The sequence below is a fragment of the Aquabacterium sp. G14 genome (genome assembly GCF_037482285.1).
Lineage (GTDB): Bacteria > Pseudomonadota > Gammaproteobacteria > Burkholderiales > Burkholderiaceae_C > Aquabacterium.
In genome coordinates, this window is sequence record NZ_JBBEYB010000004.1 from 117,813 (window position 1) to 135,122 (window position 17,310).

Here is a 17,310-nt window from a genome sequence, read left to right on the forward strand (position 1 = left end):
GAAAGGGGCAGGGCTTGGCTCGCGGCTCAGTGGTGTTCGCCGCAAGGCTCGACGCTGCAGCTGCTCACGATGTTCTGGGGCAGCATCTCTGGCTTGCTGATGTGGCCTGTGGCCGTGTCGTAGCCCACCTCGCTGAGGTGCTGGGCCAAGCCGGCATCCATGGCGTCGATATGGTGCGGTAGCCACACCGTCAACTCATGCGCCATCTGGCGCACGATGCCCAGGTCGCCTTGGGCGCCTTTCTCGGCCCCTTCTCGCATGATTTGCAACACCGTCGCGTGTTGCGAGCTGTGGCAGTTGTTCGGCGCAAAGCCGGTGGCCTGCATCCAGCGATCCTCTTGCCCGAAGTGCTCTGCGGTGTGGGCGACGAGACGGTCCCATGCCGCCAACACCGTGTTGTCGCAGGCGTCCAGAACGGCAGCGATCAGATCCGTGCACTCTGTGTGCAGGGCGTCCAGCGCGGGCATGTCCAGCGACATTTCAGGGGACCAGGTGAAACTCGACATCGGTGGCTTCCTTACAGCATTGTTGACAGCGATCGTCGGGCCAACAGCGGCCATCGCCATGGTGGGCGAGGGTAGTGGTGTGGCGCCACCATGGTTTTGAGATGGCTCAATGAAATCAGGCGATACCCACTCCCCGTATGCGGGAGTCGGTATCGCCCGTGATGGATCTCTCGATCAGGCGAGGCGGGCGCGGTGGCGGGCCACCTGGGCGCGCACCTGCTCAGGCGCCGTGCCGCCCAGGATGTTGCGGGCGTTCAGCGAACCACGCAGGCTCAGCACCTCGTACACATCCTGCTCGATGGCCGGGTTGTAGGCCTTGAGCTTGTCCAGGGGCAGTTCCGACAGGTCCACGCCGGCGGCAATCGCGTCCTTCACCGCATGGGCGACGACTTCGTGCGCATCGCGGAAGGGCAGGCCCTTCTTGACCAGGTAGTCGGCCAGGTCGGTGGCGGTGGCGTAGCCTTTCTTGGCGGCACGTTCCATCGCTTCGGGCTTGACGGTGATGCCCGCGGCCATCTCGGCGAAGATGCGCAGGGTGTCCTTCAAGGTGTCCACCGTGTCGAACAGCGGTTCCTTGTCTTCCTGGTTGTCCTTGTTGTAGGCCAGGGGCTGGCCCTTCATCAGGGTGATCAGGCCCATCAGGTGGCCGACCACACGACCGGTCTTGCCACGCGCCAGTTCGGGCACGTCAGGGTTCTTCTTCTGCGGCATGATCGACGAGCCGGTGCAGAAGCGGTCGGCCAGGTCGATGAAGCCAAACGACTGGCTCATCCACAGGATCAGCTCTTCGCTCAGGCGCGAGACGTGCACCATCAGCAGCGAGGCGGCGGCGGTGAATTCAATGGCGAAGTCACGGTCAGACACGCCGTCCAGGCTGTTCTGACACACGGCTTCGAAGCCCAGGGTGCGGGCCACGCGCTCGCGGTCGAGCGGGTAGCTGGTGCCCGCCAGCGCGGCCGAGCCCAGCGGCAGGCGGTTGACGCGCTTGCGCAGGTCGATCATGCGCTCGGCGTCACGGGCGAACATCTCCACATAGGCCAGCAGGTGATGGCCGAAGGCCACAGGCTGGGCCACTTGCAGGTGGGTGAAGCCGGGCAGGATCACGTCGGCGTTTTGCTCGGCCACGTCTACCAGGGCCTTTTGCAGCTCCGTCAACAGCACGCCGATCTCGTCGATCTCGCCACGCAGCCACAGGCGCACGTCGGTGGCGACCTGGTCGTTGCGCGAACGGCCCGTGTGCAGGCGCTTGCCGGCGTCGCCCACCAGCTGGGTCAGGCGGGCTTCGATGTTCAGGTGCACGTCTTCCAGGTCGAGCTTCCACTCGAAGGTGCCGGCTTCGATCTCGGCGCGGATCTGGGCCATGCCCTTCTGGATGGCGGCCAGGTCATCGGCCGAAATCAGGCCCTGGGCCTGCAGCATTTCGGCGTGGGCCAGCGAGCCCTGGATGTCGGCGGCCCACAGGCGCTTGTCGAAAAACACGCTGGCGGTGTAGCGCTTGACCAGCTCGCTCATCGGCTCGGAAAACAGGGCCGACCAGGCCTGGGACTTCTTGTCGAGTTGGTTCGTGCTCATGGGGGGATCCGGCAGCGCGCGCTTGGCGCAGAATGTGCAAACCATGGATTTTAATGAGCCTGTGGCCTCGGGCGCCAGCGCGAGGTACGAACCCCCTGAACTCTTCGACGTTTGCCACGTCGGTGTGGTGCTGCGCGTGGTGCTGAGCGTGCAGGTCGTCATGCTGTTGGCGTCGGCCTTTCAGGCGCCCGATGCGCTGGAGGCTTTCAATCGATGGTCTCAAACCACCGTGGCCACCTTGCCGGCCAGTTTGCTCTGGTTGGTGTTGGCCTGCGCGGCCCGCCGTCCATTGCAGCGTGTCCAGGATCGGGTGCAATGGCTGTTCGCTGCGGGCTTGGGGGCGGCAGTGGCGCTGCTGGCACAGTGGGAGCTGGCCTGGTTGACGCAGGTGCTGACCGATGTGCCGATTCCCTGGGGATGGCCTCAAGTGCCTGCCGCCGTAACGGGAGGACTCATGGGCGCGCTGTGCCTGGCCTGGCTCAGGCACCGCGCCCGCAGCGTGTTGCCAGCGCATGCAGCTGCGCGTTTGGCGGAGTTGCAAGCCCGCATTCGTCCGCACTTTCTGTTCAACACCCTCAACACGGCCATTGCCCTTGTGCAGGTTGACCCACCCCGTGCTGAGCGCGTGCTGGAGGATCTGTCCGAGCTGTTTCGCCAAGCCCTGTCTGCGCCGCATGGGCGCACCACCCTTGCCGACGAGGTCGCGCTGTCGCGTCGCTATCTGGACATCGAGCAGTTGCGTTTTGGTGACCGCATGCACGTGCGTTGGCAACTGGATCCGGCTGCCGCCTCGGCTCCCTTGCCGCCACTGATCCTGCAGCCCCTGGTCGAGAATGCCGTGAGACACGGGGTGGAGCCGTGTGCCGAGGGTGGGTGGATCGCGGTCCACACCGAGGTGCAAGCTGGCCACATGGTGCTCACGGTGCGCAACAGCGTACCTCAGCAAGGTGCTTTGCCTTTTGCGCCCGGCCACGGCATGGCTTTGCGCAATGTGCGCCAGCGACTGCAGTTGATGCACGACGTTCAGGCTGAGTTTGCCGCGGGCTTGAAGCCTCCCGAGACGGTGGGTGCATCACCCTATTACGAGGTGCGCCTGAAGGTGCCCATCTCCACCGAGGTGCAGGCATGACCCGATTGACCGTGGCCTTGATCGATGACGAGCCCTTGGCCCGCCTGCGGCTGCGCACCCTGCTGGCCCAGGTGCAGCCCGGCTGCGAGGTGGTGGGGGAGTTTGGCGAGTCGGTGGCTGCCTTGCTGTGGTTGCGCGAACAGGACGCCATCGGGCAAGGGCCCGACATGATCTTGCTAGACATCCAGATGCCTGGGCTGGATGGCATGGTGCTGGCGGCGCGGTTGCGCGAACTGCGCGATCCGCCGGCCATTGTGTTCGTGACCGCGCATGCCGAACACGCGGTTCGGGCCTTTGATGTGGCGGCGCTGGATTACCTGACCAAGCCTGTGCGTGCCGAGCGTCTGCAGACTTGCCTGGGTCGGGTACAGCGTTGGCGTCTGGCCCAACCCCGCTTGCAGGCGCTGGATGCGGACGTGATCGTGGTGCACGATCGGGGCCGCATGTTGCGCATCCCCGTGGCCGACGTGCTGTATTTCAAGGCCGAACAGAAGGCCGTCACCTTGCACACAGCCCATGAAGTGCATCCCGTGAGCGAATCCCTGACCGAGCTGGAAGCCCGTGTGGGCACGCGCTTCATCCGAGTGCACCGCAATGCGCTGGTCGCGCGCCGGGCCATGAAGGCGCTGGAGCGTCGGGCGGACGATGAGGAGGGGGGCGAGACCTGGGCTGTGCAGATCATGCCCACCCAGGTCTGGCTCTCGGTCTCACGCCGTCAGGTCACGGCGGTGCGAGAAGCCATGGGCGACTGCCACTGATGTGGCGTCGCCATGGGCGTCAGAAGCCCAGGCTGGCCAGCAGGTCATCGACCTCGCTCTGATTGGCCACCACGTCGGTGCGACCTTCGGCATTGACCACCGGGCCATCCAGACGAGGTTCGCCAGCGCCCGCATCCTGATTGTGTGTCAGCGCCGCTTCTACCTTGTGTGCCTGCTCCGGCGGGGCCGCCTGTACCAGCAGCTTCACCAGTTGCGTTTCCAGGTCATTGGCCAGATTCACGACCTTGGCCACCACCTGACCGGTCAGGTCATGGAAGTCCTGCGCCATCATGATGTCGGTCAGGTGTGCATCCACCCGGCGGGTCGTGGCCTCCACGTCCTGCACGAAGTTGAACACCGCGCCACTGGCCACGGCCTTCACCGGATCGGCGGTGATCAGTTGGGCCAGCTTGCGCGTTTCCTGAGCAATGTGCTCCTGATCGGCTTTGGCCGTGTCCACCAGATTCAACACCTTCTCGGCGGCATCCGCCGTCTTGGAGGCGATGTAGTTCAGGCGGCTGCGGGCATCCGGCAGGTTGTCCACCGTGTGCTTCAGATTGGGCAGCACGCCGAGCATGTTCAGCGTGTCATGCAACTGTCGTGTCAGCGTGCCCAGTTGCTGAAAGATCTCGGGCGATGCCGCGGGCATCGTCATGTTGTCAGGCAAGTCGATTTTCTGCACGTGGCGCTCCCTCAAGCCGTGGTGGCCAGCTTTTGCAGGATTTTCTGAACTTTCTCTTCCAGCGTCGCTTTGGTGAAAGGCTTGACGATGTAACCAGCGGCCCCCGTTTGGGCGGCCAGCACGATGTCTTCCTTGCGCGCCTCGGCGGTCACCATCAGCACCGGGATGTGCTTGAGCGCGTCATCCGCCTTGATGGCCTTGAGCAATTCAAAGCCGTTCATGTTGGGCATGTTGATGTCACTGACCACGAAGTCGAACTTACCGTTCTTCAGCATGTTCAGGGCCACCACGCCGTCTTCCGCCTCGTCGGCATTGACGTAGCCGCTTTCCTTGAGCAGGCCGCGGACGATGCGGCGCATGGTCGAAAAATCGTCCACGATCAGAAACTTGAAATCGGCGGGGTTGCTCATGGCTCGTCCTTGTGTCCTAAAAGCCGGCATCTCTCTGTGGATGCCTTCGGTGGAGGAGTTTATCGGTTTGGCGCACCTGTGCCGGGTGGGAGTGACCCTTCAGGTGTGGCTTCTGTCTCGTCTTCGGCGTTTGAAGAGGTGCCGGAGGCCGTGCGCGCGGCTTCGTAGAAGCGCTCTTCCGCCTCACGGTTCATCACGATGATGCTGATGCGCCGGTTCAGCGGGCTCTCTGGGTTCTGCGCATCGAACAGCATGCTGGCGGCCAGACCTTGTACCCGCAGCACGTTCTCTCCCTTGAGTCCGCCTGCAATCAATTCCCGCCGAGAGGCATTGGCACGGTCCGCCGACAACTCCCAATTGCTGTAGCCGGCCTCGCCGCCAACGAAAGGCTTGGCGTCCGTGTGTCCTTCGATGGTCAGACGATTGGGCACGTCGGCCAGCACATAGCCAATGGCACGGAGCACATCGCGCATGTACCCTTCCACCGTTTCCGAGCCGCTGGCGAACATGGGCCGGTTCTGATCGTCCACGATCTGGATGCGCAAGCCTTCGGCAGTCAGATCCAGACGCAACTGCGATTGATACTTGGACAGCCGATTGTCGTTGGCGATCACTTCCTGCACCTTGGCCTTGAGGGCGTTCAGGCGGGCTTGTTCCTGGCGCATCATTTCAGCCTTCAAGGCCTTGTGGCGCAGTTTTTCGTCAACGGTTTCCGAGCGCCCCTTGTTTTGCTGCCCTGTGGTTTCGGTCAGGCTGTTGCCACCGCCCTTGATGATGGAGGTGGCATCGCCCGCACCCGAGCCGCCCATCATCGACACCTTGACCGGGTTGTTGAAATAGTCGGCAATGCCCTTGCGGTCACCTTCCGTCGTCGAGCCCAGCAGCCACATCAGCAGGAAGAAGGCCATCATGGCCGTCACGAAGTCGGCGTAAGCAATCTTCCACGCACCCCCGTGAGCGGCATGGCCGCCCTTCTTGATGCGCTTGATGATGATCGGCTGGACCTTCTTCGAATCTCCGGCCATGACTTACTTCTTCTTCACGTGAGCTTCGAGTTCGGCGAAGGTCGGGCGTTCGGTCGAAAACAGCACCTTGCGACCGAATTCGATGGCCACCTGGGGCGCATAGCCCTGCATGCTGGCCAGCAGCACGGTTTTGATCACCTGAAATTCCTTGGTGCCCTCGTCGAGCTTCTGCTCCATCAGCCCCCCCAAGGGTTCCACCACGCCGTAGGCCAGCAAAATACCCAGGAACGTGCCGACCAGCGCCGAGCCAATCATGCCGCCCAGCACCGCTGGAGGCTGGCCCACCGAACCCATGGTGTTGACCACGCCCAGCACCGCGGCCACGATGCCGAAGGCCGGCAGAGCGCCAGCCAGTCGGGCAATGGCTGCCACCGGTTGATGGCCTTCGTTGTGGTGGGTTTCGATTTCGTTGTCCATCAGGGCCTCGATCTCGTGCGAGTTGAGGTTGCCCGAGACCATCATGCGCAGGTAATCGGTGATGAACTCGACGACATGATGGTCGGCGCCCACGATGGGGTATTTTTTGAAGAGCGGCGAGTTGTCAGGGTCGTCCACGTCTTTTTCGATGGACATCAGGCCCTCTTTTCGGACCTTCTGCAAGATCTCATATAGCATGGCCATGAGTTCCATGTAGCGCGCCTTGGTGTACTTCGAGCCCTTGAACAGTGGTCCAAAGTTGGCCAACACGGCCTTCACGACCTTGGGCTGGTTGTTGACCAGAAAAGCGCCAATGGCCCCGCCGCCGATGGCCATCATTTCGGTGGGCATGGCATGTAGGATCACGGAAATGTTGCCGCCGTGGATGATGAAAGCGCCAAAAATGCAACCGAGGCAGAGCAGGTAACCTACGAGAACGATCATGGTGGGGGAGCACGCGCGAGTGTTGCTTGGCATCCTAACCGTTCTGTCGGCGTGCGTGCGTCGGCAAAACGATCGGTGAGGGCATTCCTGTATCGGCAGATCCCGATGACGGGTTTATCGGTCAGTGGTCCGCCGACTTGAGGTGTGTCGCGGTTTGGGGTCCCCATGGGGCGACTCATAATCGGTGCACATCAGATTGCGAGGATCAACACCATGGCCCGATTGCCCCGGTTGGAGGTGGCTCATTGGCCTCATCTCGTCGTGCAGCGGGTGCACGACGGCCAACTTTTGGCCCGCGACGACGCCGATCGGGCCTTGCTGTTGCAAACCTGGCGTGAGGCGGCCAGGGCGCATCAGGTCAGCATTCATGCCTATTGCCTGGCCGCCGATCATTTTCACCTGCTGCTGACCCCTGAGCAAGATGCTTCTTTGAGTCTGTTCATGCAGGCGGTGGGGCGCCGCTATGTGAGTGCGTTCAACCGTCGGCATGGTCGGCAAGGGGGCTTATGGGCGGGGCGCTACCGTGCCACGATCGTCGACCCGGCGCGTTACTTGCTTGATGCGATGGTGTGGGTCGAGACGCACGGGCAGCGCGCCGGGGGTCTCTCGCCCGTTCTGGACGATGCCTGGTCCAGCGCGCGCCACCACCTGGGGCGCGGCTCCGACCCCTTGGTCAGTGATCACCGGGTGTTCTGGTCGTTGGGCAACACGCCTTTCGAGCGTGAGGCGGCTTGGCGCAGCAGGCTGGAGGAGGGGCTTTCGGTGCCACTCGCACGGCGCATGTCGGAAGCCATGCACAAAGGTTGGGCCTTGATGCCGGATGCGGCCTTGCCAGCACTGGAGGCGGCTGTGGGTCGGCGCCTGACGCCGCGGCCGCGTGGGCGGCCTCGCAAGGTGACCGCTGGCCCGGCCCCATGATCTGACCCTATTTATGACCGCACCAAGCTGGTGCTTGTTATTTATTGGGTTCTGACCCTATTAATTAGTGCTTGAAACCCCGGGAGAACGAGAGTATCCTCGCCGCTCACCGTGTTGTTTTCCCACACTTACTCTGGAGCGCCCCCCATGACCCAGGCGACTTCGGGAACCTCGTTCCCCATCCCCTCCGCGTCTGACGCAGCCGTCACCTCCGTGGCCACTGCACAGGAAATCAAAGCCGCAGCCGAACTGGGCATGTACGCCAACGCCGAGCACGATGCGTGCGGCGTGGGCTTCGTCGCTCACATCAAGGGCCACAAGGCGCACCACATCGTGCAGCAGGGTCTGAAGATCCTGGAAAACATCGACCACCGTGGCGCCGTCGGTGCCGACCCGCTGATGGGTGACGGTGCGGGTCTGCTGATCCAGATCCCCGACGAGTTCTACCGCGCCGAAATGGCCAAGCAGGGTGTCGAGTTGCCTCCGCCCGGTGAATACGGCGTCGGCATGATCTTCCTGCCCAAGGAAAGCGCTTCCCGTCAGGCTTGCGAGCAAGAGCTCGAGCGCGCCATCAAGGCCGAAGGTCAGGTGCTGCTGGGCTGGCGTGACGTGCCGGTGGACCGCGACATGCCCATGTCGCCCACCGTGCGCGAAAAAGAGCCGGTCATCCGTCAGGTCTTCATCGGCCGCGGCCACGACATCCTGGTGCCCGATGCCCTGGAACGCAAGCTCTACGTCATCCGCAAGACGGCGTCCAGCAAGATCCAGAGCCTGAACCTGACGCACAGCCACGAGTACTACGTGCCCAGCATGTCGTGCCGTACCATCATCTACAAGGGTCTGCTGCTGGCCGATCAGGTGGGCAAGTACTACCTCGACCTGCGCGACGAGCGCGTGACCTCGGCCCTGGCCCTGGTGCACCAGCGCTTCTCGACCAACACCTTCCCCGAGTGGCCGCTGGCTCACCCGTACCGCATGGTGGCCCACAACGGTGAAATCAACACCGTCAAGGGCAACTTCAACTGGATGCGTGCCCGCGAAGGCGTGATGAAGTCCCCCGTGCTGGGCGACGACCTCAAGAAGCTGTACCCGATCAGCCTGGACGGCCAGTCCGACACCGCCACGTTCGACAACGCGCTCGAACTGCTGACGATGTCCGGCTACCCCCTGGCTCAGGCCGCCATGATGATGATCCCGGAAGCCTGGGAACAGCACAGCACCATGGATGAGCGCCGCCGCGCCTTCTATGAGTACCACGCTGCCATGATGGAGCCGTGGGACGGCCCCGCCGCCATGGTCTTCACCGATGGCCGCCAGATCGGCGCCACGCTGGACCGCAACGGTCTGCGTCCCGCTCGTTTCATCATCACCGATGACGACCTGGTCGTGCTGGCTTCCGAGTCCGGCGTGCTGCCCATCCCCGAGAACAAGATCGTCAAGAAGTGGCGTCTGCAGCCGGGCAAGATGTTCCTGATCGACTTTGAACAAGGTCGTATCATCGAAGACGAAGAGCTCAAGGCCCAGTACGCTTCGGCCAAGCCCTACCGTCAGTGGATCGAGAACGTCCGCATCAAGCTCGACAGCATCGATGCCAAGGGCAACGCTGGCGAGTTCAGCGAATCGCTGCTCGACCGCCAGCAAGCCTTCGGCTTCACTCAGGAAGACATCAAGTTCCTGATGGCCCCGATGGCCCAGAACGGCGAAGAAGCGACCGGCTCCATGGGCAACGACTCGCCGCTGGCCGTGTTGTCGGACAAGAACAAGCCGCTGTACAACTACTTCAAGCAGCTGTTCGCCCAGGTGACCAACCCCCCGATCGACCCGATCCGCGAAGCGGTCGTGATGTCGCTCGTGTCCTTCATCGGTCCGAAGCCCAACCTGCTCGACATCAACGCGGTGAACCCGCCGATGCGCCTCGAAGTCTCCCAGCCCGTGCTGGACTTCGACGACATGGCCCGCCTGCGCAACATCGAGAAGCACACCAGCGGCAAGTTCAAGGCCTACGAAATCGACATCACCTACCCCGCAGCCTGGGGTCATGAAGGTGTCGAAGCGCGCCTGGCCTCGCTGTGCGCCGAAGCCGTGGAAGCCATCCAGTCCGGTCACAACATCCTGATCGTGACCGACCGCAAGATGGACCGTGCCAACATCGCCATCCCGGCGCTGCTGGCCCTGTCTGCCATCCACCACCACCTGGTTCGCAAGGGCCTGCGCACCTCGACCGGTCTGGTCGTGGAAACCGGTACCGCCCGCGAAGTGCACCACTTCGCCGTGCTGGCCGGTTATGGCGCCGAAGCCGTGCACCCCTACCTGGCGATGGAAACCCTGGCCGACATGGCCAAGGACCTGCCGGGCGACCTGTCGGCCGACAAGGCGATCTACAACTACACCAAGGCCATCGGCAAGGGTCTCTCGAAGATCATGTCCAAGATGGGCATCAGCACGTACATGTCGTACTGCGGCGCCCAGATCTTCGAAGCCATCGGTCTGAACAAGGAACTGATCGACAAGTACTTCCGTGGCACCCCCACGCAAGTCGGCGGCATCGGTGTGTTCGAAGTGGCCGAAGAAGCCATCCGCAACCACAAGGCTGCGTTTGGCAACGACCCCGTGCTGGCCAACATGCTGGAAACCGGCGGTGAGTACGCCTGGCGTGCCCGCGGTGAAGAGCACATGTGGACGCCGGACGCGATCGCCAAGCTGCAGCACTCCACGCGCTCGGGCAAGTTCGACACCTACAAGGAATACGCCCAGATCATCAACGACCAGAGCAAGCGCCACCTGACCCTGCGTGGCCTGTTCGAGTTCAAGATCGACCCAAGCAAGGCCATCCCGGTCGAGGAAGTCGAACCCGCCTCGGAAATCGTCAAGCGTTTCGCCACCGGCGCCATGTCGCTGGGCTCCATCTCCACCGAAGCCCACTCGACCCTGGCCCTGGCCATGAACCGCATCGGCGGCAAGTCGAACACCGGCGAAGGCGGCGAAGACGAGAACCGTTATCGCAACGAGCTCAAGGGCATCAAGATCGTCAAGGGCACCAAGGTGTCGGACGTGATTGGCTCTTCGCGCGTCGAAGCCGACTACGAGATGCAAGACGGCGACAGCCTGCGCTCGAAGATCAAGCAGGTGGCCTCGGGTCGCTTCGGTGTGACCACCGAGTACCTGGTGTCCGCCGACCAGATCCAGATCAAGATGGCCCAGGGCGCCAAGCCCGGTGAAGGCGGTCAGCTGCCGGGCGGCAAGGTCTCCGAGTACATCGGCAAGCTGCGTCACTCCGTGCCGGGTGTGGGCCTGATCTCGCCCCCGCCGCACCACGACATCTACTCGATCGAAGACCTGGCTCAGCTGATCCACGATCTGAAGAACGTGAACCCCAAGGCCGACGTGTCGGTCAAGCTGGTGTCCGAAGTGGGCGTCGGCACGGTGGCGACCGGTGTGGCCAAGGCCAAGGCCGACCACATCGTGATCGCCGGTCACGACGGCGGCACGGGCGCTTCGCCCTGGTCCTCGATCAAGCACTGCGGCACGCCGTGGGAGTTGGGCCTGGCTGAAACCCAGCAGACCCTGGTGCTGAACCGTCTGCGCGGCCGTGTGCGCGTGCAGACCGACGGTCAGATCAAGACCGGCCGTGACGTGGTCATCGGTGGCCTGCTGGGTGCTGACGAATTCGGCTTCGCGACTGCGCCGCTGGTCGTTGAAGGCTGCATCATGATGCGCAAGTGCCACCTGAACACCTGCCCGGTGGGTGTGGCCACGCAAGACCCCGTCCTGCGCAAGAAGTTCTCCGGCAAGCCTGAGCACGTCGTGAACTACTTCTTCTTCGTCGCCGAAGAAGCGCGTCAGATCATGGCCCAGTTGGGCATCCGCAAGTTCGACGACCTGATCGGCCGCGCCGACCTGCTCGACACCCGCAAGGGCGTCGAACACTGGAAGGCCCAGGGTCTGGACTTCAGCAAGGTCTTCGCCTTGCCGCCGGTGCCGGCCGATGTGCCGCGCCTGCACGTGGACACGCAAGACCACGGTCTGGACAAGGCCCTGGACCAGCGCCTGATCGAGAAGGCCAAGCCCGCCATTGAGCGTGGCGAAGCCGTCAAGTTCATGGAAGTGGCCAAGAACGTCAACCGCACCGTCGGCGCCATGCTGTCGGGCGAGCTGATCAAGCACCATCCCGATGGTCTGCCTGACGACACCGTCTTCATCCAGATGGAAGGCACGGGCGGCCAGTCCTTCGGCGCCTTCCTGGCCAAGGGCATCACCCTGTACCTGATCGGTGAAGCCAACGACTACACCGGCAAGGGTCTGTCGGGTGGCCGCGTGATCGTGCGTCCGAGCATCGAGTTCCGTGGCAACGCCACCGAGAACATCATCGTCGGTAACACCGTGCTGTACGGTGCCACCAGCGGTGAGGCCTTCTTCCGCGGTGTCGGCGGCGAGCGTTTCGGCGTGCGTCTGTCGGGTGCCACGGCAGTGGTCGAAGGCACGGGTGACCACGGTTGCGAATACATGACCGGTGGTACGGTCGTGGTGCTGGGCAAGACCGGCCGCAACTTTGCTGCCGGCATGTCCGGTGGTGTGGCTTACGTCTACGACGAAGACGGTCAGTTTGCCAAGCGCGTCAACACCGCCCAGGTCTCCCTGGACAAGGTGCTGCCCGCTGCCGAGCAAGCCGAAGCCGGCATCCCGATGCACAAGGACCAGGCCGACGAGGCCCTGCTCAAGAAGCTCATCGAGGACCACCACCGCTGGACGGGATCGCTCCGTGCCCGCGAGATCCTGGACAACTGGTCGGCCCAGCTGCCGAAGTTCGTCAAGGTCTTCCCGCACGAGTACCGTCGCGCCCTGACCGAGAAGGGTGCCCAGCAAGAAGCAACGGCCGCCGTCGCGAAGGCCAAGTCCGCCAAGGCCAAGGCCTGAAGCGCACGATCAGGAGTTTGAAATGGGAAAAGTCACTGGCTTTCTGGAATTCGAGCGTCTGGAAGAGGGCTACGAGCCCGTCGAGAAGCGCGTCAAGAACTACAAGGAGTTCGTCATTGGTCTGAAGCCTGAAGAGGCCAAGATCCAAGGCGCGCGATGCATGGACTGCGGCACCCCGTTCTGCAACAACGGCTGCCCGGTCAACAACATCATCCCGGACTTCAACGATCTGGTGTACCGCGGCGACTGGCAAAACGCCATCGAGGTGCTGCACTCGACCAACAACTTCCCCGACTTCACCGGTCGGGTCTGTCCGGCACCGTGTGAAGCCGCTTGCGTGCTGAACATCAACAACGACGCCGTGGGCATCAAGTCCATCGAGCACGCCATCATCGACCGTGCCTGGGCCGAAGGCTGGGTCAAGCCGCAGCCTGCTGCGGTCAAGACCGGCAAGAAGGTCGCCATCGTGGGCTCCGGCCCCGCTGGCATGGCCGCAGCCCAGCAGCTGGCCCGTGCCGGTCATGACGTGACCGTGTTCGAGAAGAACGACACCATCGGCGGTCTGCTGCGTTTCGGCATCCCCGACTTCAAGTTCGACAAGTCGCACATCGACCGTCGTGTGAAGCAGATGGAAGCCGAAGGCGTGGTCTTCAAGACCAACACCATCGTCGGCGAGATGCCCAAGGGCTCCAAGGTCACCAACTGGGCCAAGGACACCGTCTCGCCCGAGCAGCTGAAGCAGGACTTCGACGCCGTGCTGTTGGCCGGTGGTGCCGAGCAGTCGCGTGACCTGCCTGTGCCGGGGCGTGACCTGGCCGGCATCCACTTCGCGATGGAGTTCCTGCCGCAGCAGAACCGCGTGAACGCCGGCGGCAAGGTCAAGGACCAGATCATGGCCACGGGCAAGAACGTGATCGTGATCGGCGGCGGCGACACCGGCTCCGATTGCGTGGGCACGTCCAACCGCCATGGCGCCAAGAGCGTGATCCAGTTCGAGCTGATGCCGCAGCCGCCCGAGCAGGAAAACAAGGAGCTGACCTGGCCCTACTGGCCGATCAAGCTGCGCACGTCTTCCAGCCATGAAGAAGGTTGTGAGCGCGAGTTCGCCATCGCCACGAAGGAATTCATCGGCGAGAACGGCAAGGTCACGGCGGTCAAGACCGTGCGCGTCGAGTTCAAGAACGGCAAGTTCGAAGAAGTCGCCGGCTCGGAGCAGATCCTCAAGGCCGACCTGGTGCTGCTGGCCATGGGCTTCGTGAACCCGGTGAACACCCTGCTCGAAGGCTTCGGTGTCGAGAAGGACGCCCGTGGCAACGCCAAGGCTTCGACCGACATCGGCGGTTACAAGACCAATGCCGACAAGGTGTTCGCCGCCGGTGACGTGCGCCGCGGTCAGTCGCTGGTCGTGTGGGCCATCCGCGAAGGCCGTCAGGCTGCTCGCGAGGTCGACGCCTTCCTGATGGGCTCGACCACGCTGCCGCGTTGACCCCACAGTCCATTACGCCTTTCGGGGCGTGCTCAGCGGGGATCCGTGTATCCCCTATGATCCCAGGGCCAGTGACCATCACTGGCCCTTTTTTTCATGGTCATGTCACAAGCTGAAACTCCGATCCACGACGCATCTGCCTCGCTTGCGGCCCCTGAGCCGCTGGTGGCGTTGCGCGCGGTCACCTGTGGCTACGGTGACCGGGTCATCCTGTCTGACATCAACCTGGTGGTGCCACGAGGCCAGGTGGTGGCCCTGATGGGCACCTCCGGTGGTGGCAAAACCACAGTGTTGCGACTCATAGGTCGCCAATTGACCCCCATGTCCGGCCAAGTCATGTTCGACGGACAGGACATGGCCCGCCTGGACGCTGCCGGCCTGATGGCGGCGCGTCGACGCATGGGCATGCTGTTCCAGTTTGGGGCCCTGTTCACCGATCTGTCGGTGTTCGAAAACGTGGCGTTTCCTTTGCGTGAGCACACGAAGTTGCCCGAATCCATCTTGCGCGATCTGGTGCTGATGAAGCTCAACGCCGTGGGGTTGCGCGGTGCGCGTGACCTCATGCCCAGCGAGATTTCCGGGGGCATGGCCCGTCGGGTGGCCTTGGCCAGGGCCATGGCGCTGGACCCGGAATTGATGTTGTACGACGAGCCATTTGCCGGACTGGACCCGATCTCGATGGGGGTGTCGGCGCGCTTGATCCGCGAGCTCAATGACACCATGGGGCTCACCAGCGTGCTGGTGTCGCACGATGTGGAAGAGACCTTCCTGATCGCCGACCATGTGGTCTTGCTGGCCAATGGGCGCATTGTGGCGCAGGGCACACCGGCTGAGATGCGCGCGAGCAGTGATCCGCTGGTGCGTCAGTTCGTGGATGCGGCGCCGGACGGTCCCGTTCGCTTTCATCACCCTGCCATCGATGCAGGTCATGACTTTGGGGTGCGCGGATGATGTCCTGGCTCAATCCGTCCCGGGTCGGGCGTGCGGTTCGACTCAAGCTCGCCGATCTGGGCTATGGCGCGCGCCTGTTCCTGCGCCTGCTGCTGTCGCTGGGGGCCACGTTGAAGCGGCCTCGCTTGCTCACCGAGCAGATTTTCTTTCTGGGCAATTATTCGCTGGCCATCATCACGGTGTCCGGGGCTTTTGTGGGCTTCGTGCTGGGCTTGCAGGGTTACTACATTCTGCAAAGCTACGGCTCCAGCGAGGCGCTGGGCCTGATGGTGGCCCTGTCCCTGGTGCGCGAACTGGGGCCGGTGGTGGCGGCCCTGCTGTTCGCCGGTCGTGCGGGCACGGCGCTGACGGCGGGCATCGGTCTCATGAAGGCCGGTGAGCAGCTGTCTGCCATGGAGATGATGGGGGTGGATCCGATCCAGCGTGTGCTCGCGCCGCGCTTCTGGGGCGGTGTCATTGCCATGCCGCTGCTGGCGGCGGTCTTCTCGGCCGTGGGTGTGCTCGGCGGCTGGGTGGTGGGCGTTGCCATGATCGGCGTCGATGACGGTGCCTTCTGGTCGCAGATGCAGAACGGTGTCGAGGTGTGGGCCGATGTGGGCAACGGCATGATCAAGAGCTTCGTGTTCGGCTTGACCGTGACCTTCGTGGCCTTGTTGCAAGGCCATGAGTGTGACCCGACGCCCGAGGGCGTGTCGCTGGCCACCACCCGAACGGTGGTCATGGCATCCCTGGCTGTGCTGGGGCTGGATTTTGTGTTGACGGCCATGATGTTCTCGATCTGATCGAGGCAGGTCGCAAGGACGGACAATATGCAGAAATCAAAACATGATGTGTGGGTGGGCCTCTTCGTGATGCTGGGGGCGGCCGCGATCGTTTTTCTGGCGCTGAAGGCCGGTAACCTCCTGACCCTGTCGTTCGAGCAGGGCTACAAGGTGGTGGCCCTGTTCGACAACATCGGCGGACTCAAGCCCAAGGCCGCGGTCAAGAGTGCCGGCGTGGTGGTGGGGCGTGTCAAGGCCATCACGTTTGACAATGAAACGTTTCAGGCCAAGGTCGAGATCGAGATGAACAAGGGTGTGGCCTTTCCCAAGGACACCTCGGCCAAGATCCTCACCGCAGGTTTGCTAGGCGAGCAGTACATCGGTCTGGAGCCCGGTTACGGTGAGACCAATCTCGCGGCGGGCGACGCTATCAAGTCCACCCAGTCGGCCATCGTGCTGGAAAACCTGATCAGTCAGTTCCTCTACAGCAAGGCTGCCGAAGGCGGCAAGGAAGGTGACAAATGATGCCTCTCCGATCTTTCGCTGTCCGTCGCGTCCGCACCTGGGGCGCAGCCTTGAGCCTGCCTCTGGTGTTCAGCTTGTCGGGTTGCGCCACGTCGCAATCGCCCGATCCGCTGGAGTCCTGGAACCGTGGGGTGTTTTCCTTCAACGAGGGGGTGGATGCGCATGTGCTCAAGCCCTTGGCTGAAGGCTATGTGAAGGTCACGCCCTCACTCGTGCAGACGGGCGTGCGCAACTTTTTCGGCAACATCGACGACGTGTGGTCGTCGGTGAACCTGTTCCTGCAGGGGCGTTTCAAAGAGGGGGCGGCCAGCACCATGCGTGTGGCCGTGAACTCGACCCTGGGCCTCGGCGGTTTGATCGATCTGGCAACGCCGATGCGCTTGGACCGTTACCGAGAGGACCTCGGGCAGACCTTGGGTGTGTGGGGTGCCCCTTCGGGCGCATACATCGTCTGGCCCATCTTGGGGCCTTCGAGTGTGCGGGACTCGGCCAATCTGGCGAGCAGCATGACGTTCTCCGCCACGACGCTGGTGGATGGCGCGCGAGAGGACAACCTGGTGCGCTTGCTCAACGGGGTCAGTACCCGTGCTGCTTTCCTGCAGGCAACCGACCTGCTCGATGGCGTGGCGCTGGACAAGTACACCTTCACCCGCGACGCCTACCTGCAGCGTCGCCAGAGCCTGATTGAAGAGGGGCGACCTCAGCCTGAGGAAGAAGATGAGGCCCCCCAGCCTCGCTATGACCTGCCCGAATCCGAAGATGAGGCCACCCCTGTGGTCCCGGCCGCCTCGGCAGCCAGCGCCCCCTGATGT

The 17,310-nt window shown here is 63.2% G+C and carries 15 protein-coding genes; 9 read left to right on the forward strand and 6 right to left on the reverse strand.

Going from position 1 to position 17,310, the window contains the following annotated elements:
• Positions 1 to 26 precede the first annotated feature (26 nt).
• Together WIT60_RS06450 and argH are read right to left on the reverse strand one after the other, a co-directional pair.
• Positions 27 to 506, reverse strand: a complete 480-nt coding sequence (locus tag WIT60_RS06450; RefSeq protein WP_339583112.1) for a hemerythrin domain-containing protein — start codon at positions 504 to 506, stop codon at positions 27 to 29.
• Between the two features lie 174 nt (positions 507 to 680).
• On the reverse strand, positions 681 to 2,078 hold the full coding sequence (gene argH / locus WIT60_RS06455; RefSeq protein ID WP_339583113.1) for an argininosuccinate lyase: 1,398 nt from the start codon (positions 2,076 to 2,078) through the stop codon (positions 681 to 683).
• Between the two features lie 43 nt (positions 2,079 to 2,121).
• Between argH and WIT60_RS06460 the strand changes: the two genes are divergently transcribed.
• Positions 2,122 to 3,207 (forward strand): sensor histidine kinase, encoded by a 1,086-nt coding sequence (locus WIT60_RS06460; RefSeq protein WP_339583114.1) that lies wholly within the window; start codon positions 2,122 to 2,124, stop codon positions 3,205 to 3,207.
• Positions 3,204 to 3,965: a LytR/AlgR family response regulator transcription factor gene (locus WIT60_RS06465; RefSeq protein WP_339583115.1), complete on the forward strand. Its 762-nt coding sequence runs from the start codon at positions 3,204 to 3,206 to the stop codon at positions 3,963 to 3,965. The genes WIT60_RS06460 and WIT60_RS06465 overlap by 4 nt, the downstream gene beginning before the upstream one ends.
• A gap of 19 nt (positions 3,966 to 3,984) precedes the next feature.
• Here WIT60_RS06465 and WIT60_RS06470 read toward each other — a convergent pair whose 3' ends face one another.
• The 4 genes from WIT60_RS06470 to motA are packed head-to-tail and all read right to left on the reverse strand — an operon-like array spanning position 3,985 to position 6,943.
• Positions 3,985 to 4,620: a protein phosphatase CheZ gene (locus WIT60_RS06470; RefSeq protein ID WP_339583242.1), complete on the reverse strand. Its 636-nt coding sequence runs from the start codon at positions 4,618 to 4,620 to the stop codon at positions 3,985 to 3,987.
• A gap of 38 nt (positions 4,621 to 4,658) precedes the next feature.
• Positions 4,659 to 5,057, reverse strand: a complete 399-nt coding sequence (gene cheY, locus WIT60_RS06475; RefSeq protein WP_339583116.1) for a chemotaxis response regulator CheY — start codon at positions 5,055 to 5,057, stop codon at positions 4,659 to 4,661.
• A gap of 59 nt (positions 5,058 to 5,116) precedes the next feature.
• Positions 5,117 to 6,082 (reverse strand): flagellar motor protein MotB, encoded by a 966-nt coding sequence (gene motB, locus WIT60_RS06480; protein WP_339583117.1) that lies wholly within the window; start codon positions 6,080 to 6,082, stop codon positions 5,117 to 5,119.
• Positions 6,083 to 6,085: 3 nt separating this feature from the next.
• Positions 6,086 to 6,943: a flagellar motor stator protein MotA gene (gene motA, locus WIT60_RS06485; RefSeq protein ID WP_339583118.1), complete on the reverse strand. Its 858-nt coding sequence runs from the start codon at positions 6,941 to 6,943 to the stop codon at positions 6,086 to 6,088.
• 213 nt (positions 6,944 to 7,156) lie between these two features.
• Between motA and WIT60_RS06490 the strand changes: the two genes are divergently transcribed.
• The 7 genes from WIT60_RS06490 (at position 7,157) to WIT60_RS06520 (ending at position 17,307) form a co-directional block, all read left to right on the forward strand.
• Entirely contained in the window at positions 7,157 to 7,861 is a 705-nt protein-coding gene (locus tag WIT60_RS06490) for a transposase (RefSeq protein ID WP_339583119.1), read from the forward strand.
• A gap of 114 nt (positions 7,862 to 7,975) precedes the next feature.
• On the forward strand, positions 7,976 to 12,775 hold the full coding sequence (locus WIT60_RS06495) for a glutamate synthase-related protein (RefSeq protein ID WP_445207667.1): 4,800 nt from the start codon (positions 7,976 to 7,978) through the stop codon (positions 12,773 to 12,775).
• Between the two features lie 22 nt (positions 12,776 to 12,797).
• Positions 12,798 to 14,261 carry a glutamate synthase subunit beta gene (locus tag WIT60_RS06500; RefSeq protein WP_339583120.1) on the forward strand — a complete coding sequence of 488 codons (1,464 nt, stop codon included), beginning with the start codon at positions 12,798 to 12,800 and terminating at the stop codon, positions 14,259 to 14,261.
• 102 nt (positions 14,262 to 14,363) lie between these two features.
• Positions 14,364 to 15,212: an ABC transporter ATP-binding protein gene (locus tag WIT60_RS06505; RefSeq protein ID WP_339583244.1), complete on the forward strand. Its 849-nt coding sequence runs from the start codon at positions 14,364 to 14,366 to the stop codon at positions 15,210 to 15,212.
• The gene (gene mlaE, locus WIT60_RS06510; RefSeq protein ID WP_339583245.1) at positions 15,212 to 15,994 is read left to right on the forward strand and encodes a lipid asymmetry maintenance ABC transporter permease subunit MlaE; all 783 of its coding nucleotides are present in this window, start codon (positions 15,212 to 15,214) and stop codon (positions 15,992 to 15,994) included. Before WIT60_RS06505 ends, mlaE begins: the two co-directional genes overlap by 1 nt.
• A 27-nt stretch (positions 15,995 to 16,021) precedes the next feature.
• Positions 16,022 to 16,498: an outer membrane lipid asymmetry maintenance protein MlaD gene (mlaD, locus tag WIT60_RS06515; protein ID WP_339583121.1), complete on the forward strand. Its 477-nt coding sequence runs from the start codon at positions 16,022 to 16,024 to the stop codon at positions 16,496 to 16,498.
• A complete protein-coding gene (locus tag WIT60_RS06520) occupies positions 16,498 to 17,307 on the forward strand; it encodes an MlaA family lipoprotein (protein ID WP_339583122.1) in 810 nt (269 codons plus the stop codon). The genes mlaD and WIT60_RS06520 overlap by 1 nt, the downstream gene beginning before the upstream one ends.
• Positions 17,308 to 17,310: the final 3 nt, after the last annotated feature.